This is a genomic window from Oceanisphaera litoralis (assembly GCF_016907015.1).
GTDB lineage: Bacteria > Pseudomonadota > Gammaproteobacteria > Enterobacterales > Aeromonadaceae > Oceanimonas > Oceanimonas litoralis.
In genome coordinates this window covers 26,919-46,743 of the sequence record NZ_JAFBBE010000011.1, presented here as the reverse complement: position 1 = coordinate 46,743, position 19,825 = coordinate 26,919, and the positions used below count along the sequence as shown (strand labels likewise).

Below are 19,825 nucleotides of genomic sequence, written 5' to 3'. Positions count from 1 at the left end.
CGCCGGCCGATTAGGAATTCAAACCAAATTAACGGAGTTACCAAAATGGCAAACTTTGCTTTCGGTCTGGGTGTGGGCACCAAGTCCGCCAAGGGTGAATGGCTGGAGGTTTACTACAACCTGCCGCTGCTGAACGCCGATGAGGCACTGGTTAACGCAGTGGCTGCGAAGATCGGTTACCAGGGCGGCAACGCCGCCATCGAAATCGGCGCCGCACAGCTGAACGAACTGGAAGCGGCGTTTCTGTCTGTAGACGCTCAAGAGCAGGCCGAGATCGTCAAGGTTCTGGCAGGCACCCAACAGCCACTGGTGATGACCATTCTGGACACCGACGCCGCCCCCGCCAGCACCGCCGAGGTTTACCTGAAGCTGGCGCTGCTGTCCCACCGTCTGGTCAAGCCGCACGGTCTGGACTTGTCCGGTATGTTCGGCCTGCTGCCCAACGTGGCCTGGACTTCCGAAGGCGCCATCGCCGTCGACGAACTGGCCCAACGCCAGCTGGCGGCGCGGGCGCAGGGTCGTACCATCAGTGTCAACTCGGTCGACAAGTTCCCGAAAATGACCGACTACGTGGTACCGGCCGGCGTACGTATCGGTGATGCGTCCCGCATCCGTCTGGGTGCGCACGTGGGCGAAGGTACCACCGTCATGCACGAAGGCTTCATCAACTTCAATGCCGGTACTCTGGGCGTCAGCATGGTGGAAGGCCGCATCTCTGCCGGTGTGGTGGTCGGCAACGGTTCCGATCTGGGTGGCGGCTGCTCCACCATGGGGACCCTGTCCGGTGGCGGTAACATCGTCATCTCCGTGGGCGAAGGCAGCCTGCTGGGCGCCAACGCCGGTCTGGGCATCCCGCTGGGCGACCGCTGCACCATCGAATCCGGCCTCTACATCACCGCCGGTGCCAAGGTGACCGTGCTGGATGACAAGAACCAGGAAGTGCGAACGGTTAAAGCCGCCGATTTGGCAGGCAAATCCGACCTGCTGTTCCGTCGCAACTCCCAGACCGGCCGCATCGAGGTGAAAACCAACCAGTCTGCCGTCGAGCTGAATGCCGAGCTGCACAAGCACAACTAAGCCGCCAAGCAAGATCGGAAGACTATGAAGCCCTCGCATGCGAGGGCTTTTTGTTTAACTAATGGCCAAAAAACACCACCCCCGTCGCTTTTCTGCTATGATGCGGCCCCGTCTTAAGGTCAACAGACCCTGGTGCGCCCCTATTTATCTGATATCAAGAGCTTCCCCGTGACCAACACCGAATTTTCAACCCTGCCCCTGGCCCCGTCGCTGATCGCCAACCTGACCAGCCTGGAATACACCCGGATGACCCCGATTCAGGCCCAGAGCCTGCCGCTGATGCTGGAAGGCAAAGACGTGATTGCCCAGGCCAGCACCGGCAGCGGTAAAACCGTCGCCTTCGGCCTGGCACTGCTGGCCCGGCTCGACGTCAATCATATGGGCGTACAGACCATGGTGCTCTGCCCCACCCGCGAGCTGGCCGATCAGGTCGCCCGCGAGCTGCGTCGTCTGGCCCGGGCCATGGCCAACGTCAAGCTGGTCGCGCTCTGCGGTGGCTCTCCGACTGCGGCGCAAACCGCCTCACTCGAGTTCGGCGCCCACATAGTCGTAGGCACTCCGGGGCGCATACTCAAGCACCTGGAACAGGGCAGCCTGGTGCTGGACGATCTCAACACCCTGGTACTGGACGAAGCGGATCGCATGCTGGACATGGGCTTTGTCGACGACATCGAGCGGGTGGTCGCCTTTGCACCCAAAACACGCCAGACCCTGCTGTTTTCGGCCACCTACCCCGAGGGCATCGCCGAACTGAGCCGAGGCCTGCAACAGCAGCCGGAGCGGGTATCGGTAGCCGATGAACAGCGGGCAGACACCATAGTCCAGCTGCTGTTCGAAGTGGTACCCAATTTGCGCAAACAGGCGTTGGCCACCCTGCTGGCCCACTATGCACCGCGCTCGGCGGTGGTCTTCTGCAACACCAAGCGTGCCTGTCAGGAAGTAGCCGACCACCTGACCACCCTGGGCTTTTCCGCCCTGGCGCTGAACGGTGATCTGGAGCAGCGCGAGCGGGATCAGGTGCTGATCCGCTTCGCCAACGGCAGCGCCAACATTCTGGTGGCCACCGATGTGGCGGCCCGCGGCCTGGATATCAAGGAGCTGGCGGCGGTGATCAACTACGACATCACCCAGGATCCGGAAGTGCACGTGCACCGTGTCGGCCGCACCGGTCGTGCCGGCCAGCAGGGTCTGGCGCTGAGCCTGTACAGCCCGCAGGAAGCCTATCGGGTCAACATGATCGAGCAATATCAGCAGGCGCCCATCGTGCAGGGATCCCTGGCCGAGCTGAACGACAACACGGCGCCGCTGCAGCCGGAGATGGTTACCCTCAATATTGCCGGTGGTCGCAAAAGCAAGATTCGCGCCGGTGATATTCTGGGCGCCCTCACCGGTGAGGCCGGCATTGCCGGTGCTCAGGTGGGCAAGATTGATATCTCGGAGATGCAGTCTTATGTGGCGGTACACAGAGATGTGGCCAAACAGGCGCTGAAGCACCTGCAGCAGGGTAAGATCAAGGGCCGCACCGTCAGGGCACGCCTGGTAGGCTAGGACGACGCGATTCGACCCGATCGTCCCTTATGGTGATCGGGTTGAATTTTTGCCTCTCGGTCTCGTCACTGAAGCGATAGCAAAATTCAGTTGCCTTGCTGACGCTCGTTGTAATGGCGATGAATATAATCGACTTTCGCCATGAACTGGTCCTTGAGCGTATCACTGGCATAGTCGAAGTGATAACTCTGGTGGAAGTTCAACTGCAAGGTGACGCCGCTGCCGGACAAGACCACGCTGTAACCGTCAAAGTCGCTGCTCGCCACTATGCCGTCCAGCATATGCCCATCTTCATGGGGTTCACCAAAACGCTGAATCTTGTCGAAGACCTCCAGCACGATTTTGTTATTCAATTCATTCTGCATGTTACCTCCTTCCGTATCCATTCTGTCCCGTTTACAACGGCCATACCCACAGTAACATGGGGATACTGATCACAACCACCAACAGCTCCAATGGCAGCCCCAGACGCCAGTAGTCGCCGAAGCGAAAGCCCCCCGGCCCCAGGATCAGGGTATTATTCTGATGCCCAATCGGGGTAAGAAAGGCGCAGGAGCCACCGATGGCCACCGCCATCAGGAAGGGATCCATGCTCACGCCCAACTGGGTGGCGGTACCGATGGCAATGGGGCACATCACCGCCGCCGTCGCCGCGTTATTCATCAAATCCGACAAGGTCATGGTCACCACCAGGATCAACAGCAGGGCGACGATGGCATGCCCCTGGGCCACCCCGTTCAACAACAGATTGGCAATCAGCTGGGCGGTACCGGTGGACTCCATCGCCTCGGCTACCGGGATCAGCGCACCCAGCAACACCACCACAGGCCAGTCGACGGCGGTATAAACCGAACGAGGCGGCACGGTGCGCAGCACCATGGACGCCAGCACCCCGGCGGCAAAGGCCACCGCCGCCGGCAGTAGCCCAAGGGCAGCGGCGGCGATCGACGCCGCCATGATGCCGGTCGCCATCAGGGCCTTGCGTTTATCGGGAATACGCAAGTCACGCTCGGCCAGAGGCACACAGCCGGTGCTGGAGGCAAATTCGGCGATCGCCTCGGGCCCGCCCTGCATCATCAGCAAGTCACCGGCTCTGAAAGCCAGCGCCCGCAGTCGCTTGACCGAGCGCTGCCCCTGACGTGATACCGCCAGCAGGTTGACACCATAGCGGGTACGCAGCTGAATGCCTCTTGCCGTGCGCCCCAGCAGTTCGGAGCTTGGCAGTATCACCAGCTCCGTCAGCACCACTTCATCCGAGGTATCCGAACCGCTGCCCTCGGCGCTGCCTGCTTCATCAGGCGTGGCAGCAACCGGAGTGGCCTGGGCCTCGGCACTGCCCTTTTCGTTGGTTTTCTCTTTTTCTTTCTCTTTTTCTTTCTCTTTTTCTTCTCGGGTCGCCTTGGCTTCTTCCAGTTTAAGACCCAGGCTGGACAGGGCATGAGACAGGGTTTCCGCTTCCGCCTCCAGCATCAGAATATCGCCGGCCCGGGTTCGGCGGCGCGGGCTGGGCGGCGCCACCCGCACCTCGTTGCGTACCAGCCCCAGCACCTGAGCGTCGGCTTCCACCAGCGCCTGCTCTATCTCTCTCAGGGTCATGCCTTCGGCCTTGCAGCCGGCCGGCACCCGCGCCTCCGTGATATAGGCGCCGGAATCGAAACCCTCGACGCCCGACTGCTTGCGTTCCGGCACTATGCGCCAGCCAATCAGCGCCACGAAGCCCACCCCCAGCGCCGCCACCGCCAGCCCGACCGGGGTGTAATCGAACATGCCGAATACCCCCTCTCCGCTGGCCTGACGAAAGCCGGAGACAATCAGGTTGGGCGGGGTACCAATCAGTGTGGTCATACCGCCCAGTATGGTGCCGAAGGCCAATGGCATCAGCACCTTGCCGGGCGGCAATTGCTGGCGTCGGGCCATCTGAATTGCCACCGGCATCAACAGGGCCAGGGCGCCGACGTTGTTCATGAAGGCAGACAGTATGGCACCAAGCCCGGTGAGGGCGGCAATGGACAGGGTCGGTCCGGCCTGGGAGGGCAGCAGCAGCCGGGTCAGTACGTCGACGGCACCTGAGCTTTGCAGCCCCTTGCTCAGTACCAGCACGCAGGCCACGGTGATCACCGCCGGATGACTCAATCCCTCGAAGGCGGCGTCGGCCGGCACCAGGCCGGTCAAGACACAAGACAGCAAGGCGCCCGCCGCCACCATGTCGTGACGCCAGCGGCCCCACAGAAACATCAGTACTGTGGCAACCAGAATAACAAGAATGGTGATTTGTGATGAGGTCATGCTATTTTTGGCTCCTGATCATGGCCGGGAGTAGTTGCCTGGAATAAGGTCCCTTTGCCCAGCCAGAATCACGCATTATCTTCACCGGTTAACGCGGCCGCTCAGCTTCACGAGTGTAGCAGTATTTCTATCTGCCCTTGCAACAGGTAATTGCGAAAAACACTCCATAATTAATTGAATTTAAACGCTTAACCCCATAATAAGGCGCCGAGGCCATGCGTTAACAATTGTGGTCTTTATGGCCCGGTCAGGCTAAGATCGGTTTTTTTGCGAATACGGTAATGCTCATGATCAAGCTTGGCGATAATAACACCCTGCCCCTGTTGCGACTGGACGATAAAGGCGGCTGGCTGGATGCCGGAGAGTACGGCGAGGCCTTCATGCCCTGGCGCCAGTTACCTGACGGTTGTCAGCCCGGTGATGAGATAACGGTATTTATCTATCTGGACTCGGATCAGGAGCCGGTGATCACCACCGACACACCCAAGGCCCGAGTCGGCCAGTTTGCCTCGCTGAAAGTCGTCACCATTAACCGCCTGGGCGCCTTTCTCGACTGGGGCATGAAAAAAGACATCTTCGTTCCTCAGCGTAGTCAGTCTCAACCCATGCAGGAAGGCAGAAGCTATGTCGTTTACCTGTATCTGGATCATGAGGGCCGCATGGTGGCCAGCAGCAAGCTGGACAGTTTCCTCAGCCGGGAATTCCCTCCCTACAGCCCCGGCCAGGAGGTGGACCTGCTGATTGCCGAGCATACCCCGCTTGGCTTCAAGGCCGTGGTCGATAACCGTTTCTGGGGGCTGGTATTCAAGTCCGATATTGCGGGTCGGGTACCGACGGGACTGGCCACCAAGGGCTATATCAAGCAGGTACGTGACGACGGCAAAATCGATCTGACCCTGTTCAAGCCGGGCGCGGGCAAGGTGGACGATGCCGCCCAGGCGGTGCTCGACAAGCTGGACATGGCCGGTGGCTTCATGAAGGTCAACGACAAGACGGATCCCGACACCATCTTCCGCCTGTTCGGCATCAGCAAGGGTACCTTCAAGAAGGCCATCGGTGGTTTGTACAAGCAGGGCAAGATCCTGATCGAGGCAGACGGTATCCGCAAGCAGTGATACCTATCCCTGTAAGGATCTGATCACATTTAGACCCGGTACCAGAGGCAACACAGCCGCCTCCCACGACACGCTACGCGTACACCCTTGTAGGCACTGCTTTAGCTGTGCAATATCGCAGAGCGATATCTTTGTGCCGATGTTTCATGTTGCTCTGTGCATCAGATCCGGCGTTGCCGGATTTAGCAGCTGAAGCAGCTACTACATGCGTGCTGTATATAAATGTTGTCCGCTCTGTGCCGTCATCCAGACGAAAGTCAGGATCTCGATTTTGACTGTGTTACGGTTATTGCGATATCAATCCCTTTGTCCGGGATTGATATCGCAGTCAAAAAGATAGAATGTGAATGATATTATTTGTCAGATCTTCGCCATCCAGCCTTTCAGCCAGACCAGCGCCGGTTCTTCCGGCTCCAGGGTTTCGGTGGCGTCCACCTGCAGCCGCTTGACCACCGCCTGTGCCTGCAGCTCTTGCAGCAGTTCGTCAAACTGGCGACCGGCACCGCAGAAATTGTCATAACTGCTGTCACCCAGCGCCACCAGCGCATAACGCAACTGCGGCATGGGCGGGCAGCTTTCGCGCATCTCTTGAAACAGGGGCACCAGGTTCGGCGGCAGATCGCCCTGCCCCGTGGTCGAAGTAACGAACAGCCAGAAATGCCCGCTATCCAGATCCGCCAGCACGGCGTCTTCATGCAACTGCACCTGATGCCCCGCGTCGATCAACGCCTGCTCCAGGGTTTCGGCCACCAGCACCGCCGAGCCGTATACACTGCCGATAATAATATCTACTGCTGCCATTGTTACTCCTGTCAGAAAAGTCGTAAGTCCAGGGATCGGGACAATTCTTCCAGCGCCCAAACCCCCGCGACCGAGTTGCCATAATGATTCAGCTCGGGTGACCAGACACACACGGTGAAGCGTCCCGGCACCACCGCCACTATCCCCCCACCGACCCCCGATTTTGCGGGCATCCCCACCCGGTAGGCAAAATCGCCGGCCGCATCGTAAAGACCGGAGGTAAACAGCAAGGCATTCAGTTGCTGGGTCTGCAACCGGGACAGCCACTGCTCGCCGGTCAGCACACAGCGACCACCGTTGGCCAGAAAGCTGAAGGCCCGCGCCAGATCCACGCAGCTCATGGACAGGGCACAGTAGCTGAAATAGGCTTTCAGTACCTCGTCCACATCGTTATGAAAATTGCCGAAGCTCTTCATCAGGTTGGCCATGGCCGCATTGCGAAAACGGTGCTCGTACTCGGAGTTGGCCACCCGATGATCGATGCGGATGGTCGGATTACCTGCCCGCAGCCGCATGGCCTCGAGAAAGGCGTGTACCGGCGCCGACAGGCGTGAACTGAGTGCATCCACCACCACCAGCGCCCCCGCATTGATAAAAGGGTTACGCGGCATGCCCCGTTCAAACTCCAGCTGTACCAGCGAGTTGAAGGCATGACCCGAAGGCTCTTTTCCCACCCGTTGCCAGAGTTCGTCACCGTAACGTTGCTGGGCCATGGCCAGGGCAAATGCCTTGGAAATACTCTGGATAGAAAAGGACTCTGCTGCATCACCGCTGCAATACAGCTCGCCGTCCAGAGTACAGATGGCCATGCCGAAACGGTCGGCAGGCACCCGCGCCAGCGCCGGAATATAATCGGCTACCGCACCCTGGCCAAAACGAGATCGGGCTTCCAGGTTAATTCGGTCTAATAGGGGCTGAAGTGTCACAGAATACATCTAACCTGCTGAAAAAAATGATCTTAACCCAAGAGGTCCGGGTTAATCGAGTGCCGTTTGCCAGTCAAATTCATCCACCAGCCGCTGCCAGTGCGCATCCAGCCCGGCCTCCAGCACCAGGGGCACGCCGCTGACCGGGTGGGTCAGCGTCAGTCGGCTGGCATGCAGCATCATGCGCTCGCAATCGTATTGCCGGCGAAAAAAGCGATTATGGCGACCATCACCGTGACTGGTATCGCCGACGATGGGATGGAACAGGTGCGCCAGGTGCCGCCGCAGCTGATGCTTGCGTCCGGTTTCCGGTTTGAGCCGCACCAGGCTGTAGCGGCTGGTGTCGTGTTTCTTCGACACGGCAAAAGGCAGCTCAATCTGCGCCAGCGCCTGCCAGTGCGTGACTGCCGGCTGCGGGGGCTTGTCGGCATCGGCAAATTTGTCGGCAATATCGTCCAGCCGGTGGCGCAGGGCATAATCGAGCGTGCCCTGCTCCGGCATATAGCCGCGCACCACCGCCAGATACTGCTTGTCGACCCGCCGCTCACCGAAGGCCTCGGTCAGGGTACGCGCCACCTCGGCACTTTTGGCGAACAGCAGGACGCCCGAGGTGGGCCGGTCGAGCCGATGTACCGGAAATACATGGCACCCCACTGCGTCCCGGGTCAGCTGCATGGCAAAGCGGGTTTCGCCCTTGTCCAGCCAGCTGCGGTGCACCAGCAAACCGGCATCCTTGTTGATGGCCACCAGCGACTCGTCTTCATGAATAATATCGACACTCATGCTTCGCGATGCACCGGCTGGCCGGACAGGGCTTCATCCAGCCGGGCAATGGCTTCCTCCAGCGCACCCGTGTCTTCGGGCAGCGATTTGAAGCTTTCGGTCGCCATCGGATAGAGGGAAATCCGGCTCGGCAGCGGCGCGCCGGCATCGAGCATCGCCTGCAGCCGCGGCAGCAACACAAATTGCAGCCACTGGGCAAAACTCAGGGTATCCAGACAAAACGGCTCGGTACTGGCCAATGCCTGGGCAGATGGCGGCGCGCTTTCCCACCAGGACAGGGCTTTCAGTTCCCGTTCAATGGCATACAACAACGTTTGGGCTTCGGCAGACATGGGTAACATCCTCTTAAACAGCGCGCTACTATACCATCTTGGTCTGTGACTCCCTATAATTCGCCCCGGTTCGACAGGAGAAGCCGATGCAAATAGATACCTTGAGTGAATTCTTAACCCAGGCAGGCACCGAGTTTCGCCTTTACGATCTGGGCCGCCGCCTGCAGCCCCTTGGCCGGGACGACTTTGCCGCCATAGAAGCGGGCCGGCGCCCCTATCCCTGGCCATTACAGCGCCATGCCTGGCTGGCGGTCTGCTACTGGCAACGCCGCGACCAGCCCCAACCCTACGTCTGGTTCCTCAAGCTGCCGCTGGACGAGCGTGGCCTGTTCAACCATGCTGCGGTCAAACACTTCCTGGCGGCACTGGTCGAGCAGTTGGGCCAGGATCCGAGTGCACCGCTCAGCGATGCGCAACAAGAGCGACTGGCCCAGACGCCCTTTACCTTTCAGCCCGCCCAGGACAAGCTGGCCGCCTTTCATGCCCGGTTACGGCTGGAGCTGGGACTGCCGCCTTCCGACTTCTATCAGGGTGTGCTCGATTACCTGGCCGCCCCCGAGCAGCACGACTGGCAACAGCTTGGCCTGCAGGGGCTGGCCGATCTGGCGGCTCGGCTGCATCGGGATCCGACCTTGAGCCAGTCACTGGCATCCCGGCTGTTCAACCTGCCGCAACCGGTGCAACGGGCGCTGCTGAACCAGTGTGAGCATCATCCCCAGCCCGCCGCCCTGAGCGAGCACCTGCTGGACGACATCAGCGCCGAGCTGGAGCACCAGACGCCGGATCAGGAGCGCATCGCCCTGCTGCTGCGGGCCACCGCCGGCTGTGCACCCTTTGAAGCGCGGCGCCAGAAAATCGCCACCCTGCTCACCCTGACGCCGAGCCAGCCGCTGATGCTGAGCCTGGCGGCGCGGCTATGGCAGGAGATGACCGACGAAACCCTGCTGCTGAGCTATCTGGAACAGCTGGCAGCCCACCACGGCGAGCTGTTCAACGGCCTGTTCGCCGAGCTGGTCTCGATTCCGGCCCTGCGCCCGCTGATCCTGACCAATCTGCACAACCCGGCGCTGTCTGTGCCACTGAAACATGCCATCGGCACCCTGTTTTCGACTGCCCCCTCTTCCGGTTCACCAGTGGCGAGCGATAATGACTGAACTGCTGGGACTGCTGGCCATCTGCCTGCTCGGGGCCGGATACTGGCAGGTTCGTCGTCAGAGCGAGTTCGCCCGCCACTGGCTGGAGCGGTACTGTCGCCGGCAGCAGTTTCAGTTGCTGAGCGTTTATCGCTACCGCTATGTCTGGAAAAAAGGCCGATTGCTGGCACGGTTTCGGTTCGAGTTCAGCCACGATGGCCTGCAGCACAACGAAGGTGATCTCTGGCTGCAGGGCCTGAAGGTACTGGATGTGTCGGTGCCGGTGTTGCGCGAGCCCCCGTCACCTATGCTGTAATGCATGGGCGGCCCTTGTTTCTGACAAGAGTTGGCTATAAGCGTTAGCCGCACGCCATTTTGACGGTAAAAAAGGAGACGGTAATGGAACACATCACTCACCCTTTCAGTGAATTGTTCGAGCAACTGGGGCTGGACGCCAGCCACGAGGGCATAGAGCATTTTCTCTCCTCTCACCGCCTGCCACCCGAGGTAGAGCTGGTGGAGGCCCCCTTCTGGAGCAAGTCCCAGTCCGCCTTTTTGAAAGAAGGGCTGCAAGACGACTCGGACTGGGCCGAAGTCATCGATCAGCTGAACGTCAGCCTGAGATAACACAACCGGAGCCATCATGCCCCAACAGGATATTATCAACGCCATTCACAGCCTGGTGCGAGAAGGCAAGGCCATCACCACCGCCGCCGTCAAGGCCAGGGTCGGCGGCTCGGTCAACATGGCCCAGTTGCTGCAACTGGTCAGCCGCTACAAATCCTCGCCCGGGAAATTGCCCGCGGCGACGGTACCGGCCGCCGCAACCGAACAGGCCGCCGCAACCGAACAGGGTGCGACACCGGATTACGTGCAGCGCATCAATGAGTTAGAGGCCCGTGTCACCCGGCTGGAACAACTCCTGGCGCAGTCAGCCGCCCAGCAAACGGAGCAACAGGGCTGATGTGGGTTTGTGAACTGAACTTCGATTGTTATCAGGACATAGAGCTGGCGGACGCCGAGCCGGCCATTCGCCAGTTTATCGATGCCCTGCGCTATAACGGCCAGATCCTGGGCCGGGAGTTTCCCACCTCCATGCATCAGGGCTGGCTCAGCGCCCGGGTGGTCTGCCCGGAAAAAGACAGCCTGCACCCGCGTTATCACAGCCGTCAGGTGGAGCTGGCCATCGAGCAGTTGCATGGTGCCGGACTGACTAGCCCCAAGCTGAAGCTCAGAGGGCAGGATCTCAACTCGGATACCACGGATCATTGCGAGCAGCGCCGCTGGCAACTGCTGTATACCACCTACCTGCATAGCTGCTCGCCGCTACGCTGCGGCGACCATTTCACCCCGGTGCCGCTGTACCGGATACCGCCGGTGGCCAATGGCGACAGCAAGCAGATCCTCAAGTGGCAGGAAGACTGGGAGGCCTGTGATCAGCTGCAGATGAACGGCTCCATTCTTGAACACGGTGCCGTGCTCGAGCTCGGCGAGCCAGACAGCCGCCTGAGTCGTCGCGGTCGGGATCTGGCCAAACGTATCGAATATCTGACCGAGGTGCCGACCTTCTACTACCTGTATCGGGTGGGTGGCGACAGCCTGGAGGCAGAACTGAATCGGCCCTGTCCGGGCTGTGGCGAAGACTGGCGGCTGGCCGAGCCGGTGCACGAGATTTTCGACTTCGTCTGCGAACCCTGCCGGCTGGTGTCCAACCTGTCCTGGGATTTCAAGAGTTGATACACTGTGAGGCGGAGACGTGAGGCATGAGGCATGAGCTGCCCCTCACACCTTACACTTCTCCCCTCACGGGTATTAGCCACACGGCTCCAGCCGGCGCAGAAAATGAGCCAGGTTTGGCGCCAGCACGCCGATGCGGCCCTTGCCCAACCGCTCCAGCAATACTTCGCCACTGGCGTTGTCCAGGGTCACCAGCCGCTGCTCGTCGCGGCAACTGGCCAGAAACCAGCTGGCGGGCAGCTGCAGCTTCTGCAACATCAGCTGATGGCCTATCTGATTTTGCTGCAGTCGTTCGAAATCCTGCTCGTTCCAGGGCTGCAGCAGGGTCAGAAACAGCCCCTTGAAGCAACCCGATACATTGCCCGCATAATAATGGCCGAAAAAGGCATCGAGATCCGGGTGCACCGGCATCTCGAGCGCGGTGGCGATGTTATCGAAACTGCCGGGCTCGGGCCGCCGCCAGGGCTGCCAGCCCACCCGGCCACCCCGGGCCGGTAACTGCTCGGCCGGAGAAGCAAAATCGGCGTCGTGATCCACCAGCGGTATGCCACCCAGTCGCCGCTGACGTTCAAACAGCTCGGCCAGCGCCATCACCACTTGATCTTGCATAGTAAAGTCTCACAATAGGCTCAGTGACCCGCATTCTACCAACTGGATCCCGAAATGACACCAGAGCAGAAATACCAGGCCAGCACCGCGCTGGACGAGCTTCCCCTGGGCAAGCAGAGCAGTTATGTCTGTGAATACGACGCCGGCCAGCTGCAGCCGGTGCCCCGCAGCCTGAACCGGGACGAGCTGGGACTCAACGCCGATGCCCTGCCCTTCGCCGGGGAAGATCTGTGGAACCTCTATGAATTGTCCTGGCTGAATCGCAAGGGCAAGCCCATGGTCGCCATGGGCGAGGTACGCGTGGCCGCCAGCAGCCGCAACCTCATCGAGTCCAAGTCGTTCAAACTGTATCTGAACAGCTTCAATCAAAGTCACTTCGACAGCCTGGAAGAAGTGGCGGACATTCTGACCCGGGATCTGACCCTCTGTGCGCAGGGGCCGGTCAAGGTCAAACTGTACGAGCTGCAGGCGGCCCCGGCCCAGTTTGGCATCCTGCCCGGTGACTGCATCGATGGTCTCGATGTCGAGATCCGGCATTATCAGCCCCAGGCCGACCTGCTCCACCACGCCACCGACCCCGAAGAGGTCAATGAGACCCTGCATTCCCATCTGCTCAAGTCCAACTGTCTGGTCACCGGCCAACCGGACTGGGGCAGCCTGATGATCCGCTATCAGGGTCCGCGCATCCGCCGCGAGGCGCTGCTGCGTTACCTGGTGTCCTTTCGTCAGCATAACGAGTTTCATGAACAGTGCGTGGAGCGGATTTTCATGGATTTGATGGCGCACTGCCAGCCGAAGGAGCTGACCGTCTATGCCCGTTACACCCGTCGTGGCGGCCTGGATATCAACCCCTATCGCAGTAATGTGGCCGGCAAGGCCGCCAACGTTCGCTTGCAACGCCAGTAACAAGCGAGTCCAGACTATCAATAGGGCCGGATCGCGTCAGAAGCTGGACTCCCTCCGGCCTGCTACGTAAACTGACGCTTCATCCGCATATTATATCGGTATTCATTATTGTGATTTTGTCTGCTGCCGTTCTGGTTTCGCATCTGGCGGGCGCCCCTGCGCTGTCGCCATACCAACCCGAACCCGTTGAATTACAACGGGCGCGGCAGTTGATGCTGAGCCGACCCGGCGAGTGTGTGGCCCTGACCCACTTTTTTCTGCAACGCAAGGACGTCGATCCGGCGCAGATGGTCAATTCACGCCAGGACTTCGATCACCAGGAGCTGACCAGGCACTATCGCACCCGGGAGCAGAGTCAGACCGCCTGGCAAATTCAGGCCCTGTGCCAGGCCAATGAAGGGCTGACGCTGCCGGCCGATACCAGCATCAACCAGGCCATCAAACTCGCCAAACGCTATCGTCAGCCCGATGCCGAGGCGGCCAGCCTGCTCATCAAGGCCAAACTGGCGCTGGCACAGCAAGATACCGAGCAGGCCGGCACCCTGCTCGATGAAGCCGGCACCCTGCTGACAGCCAATGCTCCCCCCTCGCTGAAAGCAGCCCAGTCCCTGTTACAGGCCAGCGTGCTCTTGTATCAACATCGTTTCGATGAAGCCCGGCTGGCATTCGAACAAATCAGGGTTCTGGCGCAACAACAAGGTGAATACATTCAACAGGCCTGGGCCAACTATCTGCTGGGGGAGTATTACCTCATGCTGCAACAGGATGAGCTTGCCCTGGCCCACTATGTGGAAACCCTGGACCTGCTGGGCAAACGTCGCCAGTACTATCTGAAGGCCATGGCTGCCGATAAAGCGGCCACCCTGCATGCCTCTTTGGGCAAGGGCGAACAGGCGATACATTACGCCAACCAGGCCACGACCGAATTCGAATTACTGGGTAATCCGGCGCTGCTGACAGGTTCGCTGCTCAACCTGGGTCGGGTCACCCGATCCAGTAACGACGCCAGCCTGGCGCTGGTCTATTTTTTCAACGCGCTCGATCTGGTCAAAACCCAGGGCGATGCCAACCTGATGGCCCGGCTTTATCTGGAAATCGGCCATTCCTACCGGCTACTGAAGATCCATGCCGAGGCGCGCCACTACCTGACCCTGGCCCGGGCCAGCTTCGAGCGCAGTCAGGATATTCCCCGCCAGGTAGACACACTACTGCAACTGGGCCAGCTGCACCTGGAGCAGCAAGAGCAGGGCCTGGCCCTGATCCAGCTCGAGCGGGCCCGGCACCTGGCCGAACAACAGGATGACGTTCCCCGTCTGATTGAAAGCCATCGACTGCTGGCGCTGTTGTTTGAAACCAGCGGTAACCCAACCCTGGCGCTGGTGCATCACAAGGCCTTTCATGCCGCTTACGAGCGAGCCAGCCGGCTTAACCGGCTGTTGACCCAAAGCCTGGTGCAAGAGAGCGATCAACAGCTGCAGCAGGAACGAGAGCTGAGCGGTCTACGCCGGCAGCATGAACAAGTGCAGCAGGACAAAGAGCGCTTTGCCCTGCTCGCCGCCGGCCTGGGGCTGATCTCCCCCCTGATGCTTTACGGCTGGCTGCGTAATCATATTCGCAGCCGCCGCCTGCTGCAGAGCAATACCGAACTGCAACAGTCGCTGTTACTCGAATCCAGAACCGGTTTACCCAACTGGCGCCAGCTGATGCTGCGTTTGCCGCAGGAAATGGCCAAGCGCCAGCAGCGTTCCGAGCAGTGGTATCTCAACGAAGCCGAAGTACAGCCGTTTAACGATAAAATCTATTATTTTCTGCTGCATGTCCCCTTTATGGTCGACCTGAACGAACGGATAGGGCTGGCCCATGCGAGCTCCCTGCAGAAAGAGCTGGGCGAATACCTGCAAGGGCGCATCCATCCCAAGGCCCGGCTCTACGACTTGCGCGAGGGGCAGTTCATCTACGTCATCTCGCAGCGTCAGGTCAACTCGCTGCAACAGACGATCGCCAGCCTGGAGCGCATGTTCATGGAATTTCCCTGCCGGTTTCAGCTTGATCAGCGTCTGGCCATCGGCATCGTAGGGCATCCATTCCTGCCAAAAGCCCCCCACACCCTGGATGATATGCGTCTGGGCGATATTCTTTACCTCGCCATGGCCGCCGCCCACCAGCTGGCAGAGCAAACCGGCGAGCGCGCCTGGGTAGAACTGCTGGCGGTCAACTGTCAGCAAGCCGCTTTTTTTAATGGCGATATTCGTCACTGTTGTCTTCAGGCTATTCTGAAAGGACTGGTCAAGGTCAATAGTTCACATAAAAAACAACAGATTGACTGGAGCGTCCTGGCTCCCGAGCCGGCGAACGCGATATAATGTTACCGGCCCCCTGCACCAGGGTGTAATGGTGGGTGTAATGGTGAACCATGGACCATCTCGACGATAATCCGATGTGAAAGGAAATGGCATCCGTTATTGACCGGCGAAAAAATCAGAAGTATTCCGTTTCGATTCAAAGAAGATTCAAAGAAAAGCGCGTGACCATCACCGCATCCATCGGTGCCACCCTGCTTCGGCAGGGCGACCGCATCACTTCAGCACTGGAGCGCGCCGATCAGGCCCTGTACCGCGCCAAGCACGCCGGGCGTGATCAGATAGTCATGGATTGACCTTATAACAATATTCACGGGAGCGGCTATGATCACCCATATCAATCCAGTCGGCAGCATGAACCTGCTGTCGCAAGTCGAAGTCGATCACCTCAAACAGTCCGCCTCCGGCGCCCTGTATCAACTGTTTCGCAACTGTGCCCTGGCGGTACTGAACTCCGGCAGCAAAACCGACAGTTCAAAGGAAATATTGGAACGATATAAATCATTTGATATCAACGTGATACGAAGAGAACGCGGCGTCAAGCTGGAGCTGTTCAACCCACCGGATCATGCCTTTGTGGACGGTGAAATCATCCGCGGCATTCAGGATCACCTGTTTTCGGTGCTGCGTGACATCATCTACGTCAACAGCACGCTGCAAAACGAGAATCAACTGAATCTGACCTCATCGCTGCACCTGACCGATCTGGTTTTCTCCATCCTGCGCAATGCCCACGCCGTGAATCCCGGCGCCGAGCCCAATCTGGCGGTATGCTGGGGCGGCCATTCCATCAATGCGCAGGAGTATCAATATACCCGCGAGGTCGGCAACGAGCTGGGCCTGCGCGAAATGAACATCTGCACCGGCTGTGGCCCCGGCGCCATGGAAGGCCCGATGAAAGGCGCCGCCGTCGGCCATGCCAAGCAGCGGGTCACCGGCAGCCGCTACATCGGCCTGACCGAGCCCTCCATCATCGCCGCCGAGCCGCCCAACCCCATCGTCAACGAGCTGGTGATACTGCCGGATATCGAAAAGCGCCTGGAAGCCTTCGTGCGCCTGGGCCACGGTATCATCATCTTTCCCGGCGGCGTGGGTACCGCCGAAGAAATCCTCTACATTCTCGGCATCATGATGCATCCGGAAAACCGGCATCAGCCCATTCCCATCATCCTCACCGGCCCCGAAGAGAGCGCCGACTACTTCCACAGTGTGGACGAGTTTATCGGCAACACCCTGGGCCCCGATGCCCAGTCGCTGTACCAGATCATCATCGATGATCCGGCGGAAGTCGCGCGACGGGTCAAAAACGCCATGCCGCTGGTGCGGGATTATCGCAAGTCGGTGGGTGACGCCTACTCCTTCAACTGGTCGCTGAAGATAGAGCCGGAATTCCAGATGCCCTTTATCCCGGATCACGAAAGCATGGCCAACCTGAACCTGAGTTGTGATCAACCGCCGCAACAGCTGGCGGCCAACCTGCGCCGGGCCTTTTCCGGCATCGTCGCCGGTAACGTCAAGGAAGGGGGCATCAGAGCCATAGAGAGACAGGGTCCCTTCCTGCTCAATGGCGAGCCCAGGATGATGAAGATGATGGACAAGCTGCTGCGGCAGTTTGTAGAGCAGCAGCGCATGAAACTGCCCGGCTCTACCTATGTGCCCTGCTATCGCATCAACCGATAAGCATCCGACAAACAACCGATAACACCCGATAACACCCGATAACAAGAGTTTGAATGCAATTATTGATCATCGATGCCCTGAATCTGATCCGCCGGCTGCATGCGGTACAGGCTCAACGGCATCAACATGAAGCAACGGCGCTGACCGCCACCGGCACCGCCCTGACCCATGCCGTCGGCCGGCTGCTCACCCAGTTCCAGCCCAGCCATGTGCTGGCGGTGTTCGACGGCGCGCCGGTCGGTTTTCGTCATCATCTGTATCCGGAATACAAGGCCGGGCGCAAGCCCATGCCCGAGGCACTGGCCAATTACCTCGGTGAACTGCAACAGCGGCTGTGGCAACAGGGCATAGACGCCCTGCTGTCCGACACCGATGAGGCGGACGATCTTATTGCCACCCTCGCCACCACCCTGAGTCGTCACGGCAAAAACAGCATTATCGTCTCCACCGATCAGGGGTTTTGTCAGCTGTTGAGCCCCCATATCCGGTTATGGGATCATTTCAATCAACGCTGGCTGGACGAAGATTTCGTGCAGCAACACTATGGACTCAGGGTCGAGCAACTGGTGGATTACTGGGCGCTGACCGGGGTATCCGGCAGCCAGATCAAGGGCGTGCCCGGCATAGGTCCCAAGCGGGCCAAAACACTGTTACAACAGCACCATACTCTGGACCAGCTGCTGGCCAGCGACCCACAGGGAAAAGACGAAAATACCGTGCATGCGCATCAGCACCATGCCTTGCTGTCGAGGCAGCTGGTCAAACTGGTGGATGATATAGCACTGGGCTTTAACCTGCAGGATCTGCGTTATCCACCATCGACTAAAGGGTCATAGGAAAAGCACGGCGAAGATGGTATACATAGGGGGCAATAAGACTCTCCCTCGACCTATAACCAAAACGGAACGCTGCCCATGAACAAACGCAGTATTACCGTGATCCCGGGTGATGGTATCGGCCCAAGCATTATCGATGCCGCCCTGAAAATACTGGATCACGCCGGTTGTAACTTTCATTATGACTATGCCGACGCCGGCCTCATGGCCCTGGAAAAACACGGCGAACTTCTTCCCAAATCGACCCTTGACCTGATAGCTCAAAACAAAATCACCCTCAAAGGCCCCCTGACCACCCCCGTCGGCGGCGGTTTTACCTCCATCAACGTCTCTCTGCGCAAACACTTCAGCCTCTACGCCAACGTGCGTCCGGTGGTGTCGTTTGAAGGCACCAGGAGCCGCTTCGAAAACATCGACATCATTACCATCCGGGAAAACACCGAAGGCATGTATTCCGGTGCCGGGCAGAAGCGCTCCGAAGACAACAACAGCGCCGAGGCGATGAGCATCGTCACCCGCGAAGGTGCCGAGCGTATTACCGTGTTTGCCTATGAACTGGCCCGTAACGAGGGCCGCAAAAAGGTCACCATAGTCCACAAGGCCAACATCCTGAAGTCCACCTCGGGGCTGTTTCTGGACGTGGCCCGGGAAGTGGCCCAGCGTTACCCGGATATAGAAACCAACGAAATGATTGTCGATGCCGCCTGCATGAATCTGGTGATGTATCCCGAGCGTTTCGATGTGATCGTCACCACCAACCTGTTTGGCGACATTCTGTCGGATCTCTGTGCCGGCCTCATCGGCGGACTGGGCATGGCCCCGGGCGCCAATATCGGTAAAGAGGCTGCCATCTTCGAGGCGGTGCACGGTTCGGCGCCGGACATTGCCGGTCAGAACATCGCCAACCCCTGTTCGGTGATCCTGGCCTCCATTCAGATGCTGGAGCACCTGGGCATGCAGGACAAGGCCCGGCAAATCCGGGAGGCGGTACGCAAGACCATCGCCGAAGGCAAGACGGTGACCCGGGATCTGGGCGGAAACGCCAGCACCACCGAGTTTACCCAGGCGATCATCGCCAACCTGTAAGCGACTGACAAATCAGTTAAAGGGCCGAAAGGCCCTTTTTTAGTAGGTGTTCGCCGACAAATATCAGACCTGATCCCGGCAAAATATGCGGTCTTGATCACAAACAGCCGACTATAGTTACCGTTATTGACGGAGGGAACAGGTGATGGACTTTCGACTCACACAGCTGCCGCTGCTTCTCCCCCTGCTACTGTTGGTCTATGTCACCCCGAGCCCCGCTTATGAATCCCCCTCTCTTGCCTACCAGGCCCCTGACTTCACCGCCCTGCCGCCGCTGCGGTTTGCCCTGACGCCTCCCGAGCTCCCCGGGGCCCCCAGACGTTACGGACTCGATATCGAGTTGCAGCCCACGGCGGATGGTAACCAGCGCCTGGCCGCCTACCCCAGCCTGCAGCTGACGCCGCAAAGCTCGGTCAGCCTGTCGCTGAAAAGCTTTCGCCCCCGCCTGAATTTCGAACGGGCCGGTTTTAAAACCTCGGTGCGCCTGCGGGGAGACGGCCTCAAGCTGAACATTCGCCCCTCCGATCCCGACACCCGGCTGGAATTCGACATCAAGATCACCGACGATGAATCCAGACTGGATTGTAAATACAGGTTTTAAGCCATTCTT

22 protein-coding genes are annotated in these 19,825 nt (G+C 59.4%); 15 read left to right on the top strand and 7 right to left on the bottom strand.

All coding sequences use genetic code 11. The annotated features are described in order from the left end of the window. Positions 1–45: 45 nt before the first annotated feature. A complete protein-coding gene (gene dapD, locus HNR62_RS08495; RefSeq protein WP_204795658.1) occupies positions 46–1,077 on the top strand; it encodes a 2,3,4,5-tetrahydropyridine-2,6-dicarboxylate N-succinyltransferase in 1,032 nt (343 codons plus the stop codon). A gap of 168 nt (positions 1,078–1,245) precedes the next feature. Next, on the top strand, positions 1,246–2,625 hold the full coding sequence (gene dbpA / locus HNR62_RS08490; protein ID WP_204795657.1) for an ATP-dependent RNA helicase DbpA: 1,380 nt from the start codon (positions 1,246–1,248) through the stop codon (positions 2,623–2,625). A gap of 86 nt (positions 2,626–2,711) precedes the next feature. On the opposite strand, the gene HNR62_RS08485 is transcribed toward dbpA, so the two are convergent. After that, positions 2,712–2,990, bottom strand: coding sequence for a DUF3081 domain-containing protein (locus HNR62_RS08485; protein ID WP_204795656.1), 279 nt, complete (start codon positions 2,988–2,990; stop codon positions 2,712–2,714). 31 nt (positions 2,991–3,021) lie between these two features. Beyond that, positions 3,022–4,911, bottom strand: a complete 1,890-nt coding sequence (locus tag HNR62_RS08480; protein WP_204795655.1) for an SLC13 family permease — start codon at positions 4,909–4,911, stop codon at positions 3,022–3,024. A gap of 287 nt (positions 4,912–5,198) precedes the next feature. Between HNR62_RS08480 and HNR62_RS08475 the strand changes: the two genes are divergently transcribed. Further along, complete coding sequence (locus tag HNR62_RS08475; RefSeq protein ID WP_204795654.1) at positions 5,199–6,026, top strand: CvfB family protein; 828 nt, start codon at positions 5,199–5,201, stop codon at positions 6,024–6,026. Positions 6,027–6,386: 360 nt separating this feature from the next. On the opposite strand, the gene HNR62_RS08470 is transcribed toward HNR62_RS08475, so the two are convergent. From HNR62_RS08470 to HNR62_RS08455, 4 genes are read right to left on the bottom strand one after another with little or no spacing between them, the layout of a single operon-like run. Beyond that, positions 6,387–6,827, bottom strand: coding sequence for a flavodoxin (locus tag HNR62_RS08470; protein WP_204795653.1), 441 nt, complete (start codon positions 6,825–6,827; stop codon positions 6,387–6,389). A gap of 11 nt (positions 6,828–6,838) precedes the next feature. Further along, entirely contained in the window at positions 6,839–7,762 is a 924-nt protein-coding gene (gene glsB, locus HNR62_RS08465) for a glutaminase B (RefSeq protein ID WP_239552693.1), read from the bottom strand. 42 nt (positions 7,763–7,804) lie between these two features. Beyond that, entirely contained in the window at positions 7,805–8,536 is a 732-nt protein-coding gene (gene truC, locus HNR62_RS08460; RefSeq protein ID WP_204795651.1) for a tRNA pseudouridine(65) synthase TruC, read from the bottom strand. Further along, positions 8,533–8,868 carry a YqcC family protein gene (locus HNR62_RS08455; protein ID WP_204795650.1) on the bottom strand — a complete coding sequence of 112 codons (336 nt, stop codon included), beginning with the start codon at positions 8,866–8,868 and terminating at the stop codon, positions 8,533–8,535. The genes truC and HNR62_RS08455 overlap by 4 nt, the downstream gene beginning before the upstream one ends. Before the next feature lie 86 nt (positions 8,869–8,954). On the opposite strand from HNR62_RS08455, the gene HNR62_RS08450 reads away from it, so the two are divergent. The 5 genes from HNR62_RS08450 (at position 8,955) to HNR62_RS08430 (ending at position 11,738) form a co-directional block, all read left to right on the top strand. Then, positions 8,955–10,022, top strand: coding sequence for a DUF3549 family protein (locus HNR62_RS08450; RefSeq protein WP_204795649.1), 1,068 nt, complete (start codon positions 8,955–8,957; stop codon positions 10,020–10,022). After that, positions 10,015–10,317, top strand: coding sequence for a DUF3301 domain-containing protein (locus HNR62_RS08445; protein ID WP_204795648.1), 303 nt, complete (start codon positions 10,015–10,017; stop codon positions 10,315–10,317). The genes HNR62_RS08450 and HNR62_RS08445 overlap by 8 nt, the downstream gene beginning before the upstream one ends. Before the next feature lie 83 nt (positions 10,318–10,400). Then, positions 10,401–10,628, top strand: coding sequence for a DUF2789 domain-containing protein (locus HNR62_RS08440; RefSeq protein ID WP_204795647.1), 228 nt, complete (start codon positions 10,401–10,403; stop codon positions 10,626–10,628). A gap of 16 nt (positions 10,629–10,644) precedes the next feature. Next, positions 10,645–10,965, top strand: coding sequence for a hypothetical protein (locus tag HNR62_RS08435; RefSeq protein ID WP_204795646.1), 321 nt, complete (start codon positions 10,645–10,647; stop codon positions 10,963–10,965). Further along, the gene (locus HNR62_RS08430) at positions 10,965–11,738 is read left to right on the top strand and encodes a Zn-ribbon-containing protein (RefSeq protein ID WP_204795645.1); all 774 of its coding nucleotides are present in this window, start codon (positions 10,965–10,967) and stop codon (positions 11,736–11,738) included. The genes HNR62_RS08435 and HNR62_RS08430 overlap by 1 nt, the downstream gene beginning before the upstream one ends. Positions 11,739–11,813: 75 nt before the next feature. Here the strand turns inward: HNR62_RS08430 and HNR62_RS08425 are convergent, their stop codons facing one another. Then, positions 11,814–12,347, bottom strand: a complete 534-nt coding sequence (locus HNR62_RS08425) for a SecY-interacting protein Syd (RefSeq protein WP_204795644.1) — start codon at positions 12,345–12,347, stop codon at positions 11,814–11,816. Between the two features lie 54 nt (positions 12,348–12,401). Between HNR62_RS08425 and queF the strand changes: the two genes are divergently transcribed. From queF to HNR62_RS08390, 7 genes are all read left to right on the top strand, one after another. Next, positions 12,402–13,253 (top strand): NADPH-dependent 7-cyano-7-deazaguanine reductase QueF, encoded by an 852-nt coding sequence (gene queF / locus HNR62_RS08420; RefSeq protein WP_204795643.1) that lies wholly within the window; start codon positions 12,402–12,404, stop codon positions 13,251–13,253. A gap of 212 nt (positions 13,254–13,465) precedes the next feature. After that, the gene (locus tag HNR62_RS08415; RefSeq protein ID WP_239552692.1) at positions 13,466–15,616 is read left to right on the top strand and encodes a tetratricopeptide repeat protein; all 2,151 of its coding nucleotides are present in this window, start codon (positions 13,466–13,468) and stop codon (positions 15,614–15,616) included. A gap of 161 nt (positions 15,617–15,777) precedes the next feature. Next, complete coding sequence (locus HNR62_RS16385) at positions 15,778–15,909, top strand: diguanylate cyclase domain-containing protein (protein WP_338044090.1); 132 nt, start codon at positions 15,778–15,780, stop codon at positions 15,907–15,909. Positions 15,910–15,937: 28 nt separating this feature from the next. Continuing rightward, complete coding sequence (gene ppnN / locus HNR62_RS08405) at positions 15,938–17,293, top strand: nucleotide 5'-monophosphate nucleosidase PpnN (RefSeq protein WP_204795641.1); 1,356 nt, start codon at positions 15,938–15,940, stop codon at positions 17,291–17,293. Between the two features lie 53 nt (positions 17,294–17,346). After that, on the top strand, positions 17,347–18,129 hold the full coding sequence (gene xni / locus HNR62_RS08400) for a flap endonuclease Xni (protein ID WP_204795640.1): 783 nt from the start codon (positions 17,347–17,349) through the stop codon (positions 18,127–18,129). Positions 18,130–18,207: 78 nt separating this feature from the next. After that, entirely contained in the window at positions 18,208–19,215 is a 1,008-nt protein-coding gene (locus tag HNR62_RS08395) for an isocitrate dehydrogenase (RefSeq protein ID WP_204795639.1), read from the top strand. 145 nt (positions 19,216–19,360) lie between these two features. Beyond that, a complete protein-coding gene (locus tag HNR62_RS08390; protein ID WP_204795638.1) occupies positions 19,361–19,816 on the top strand; it encodes a hypothetical protein in 456 nt (151 codons plus the stop codon). Positions 19,817–19,825: the final 9 nt, after the last annotated feature.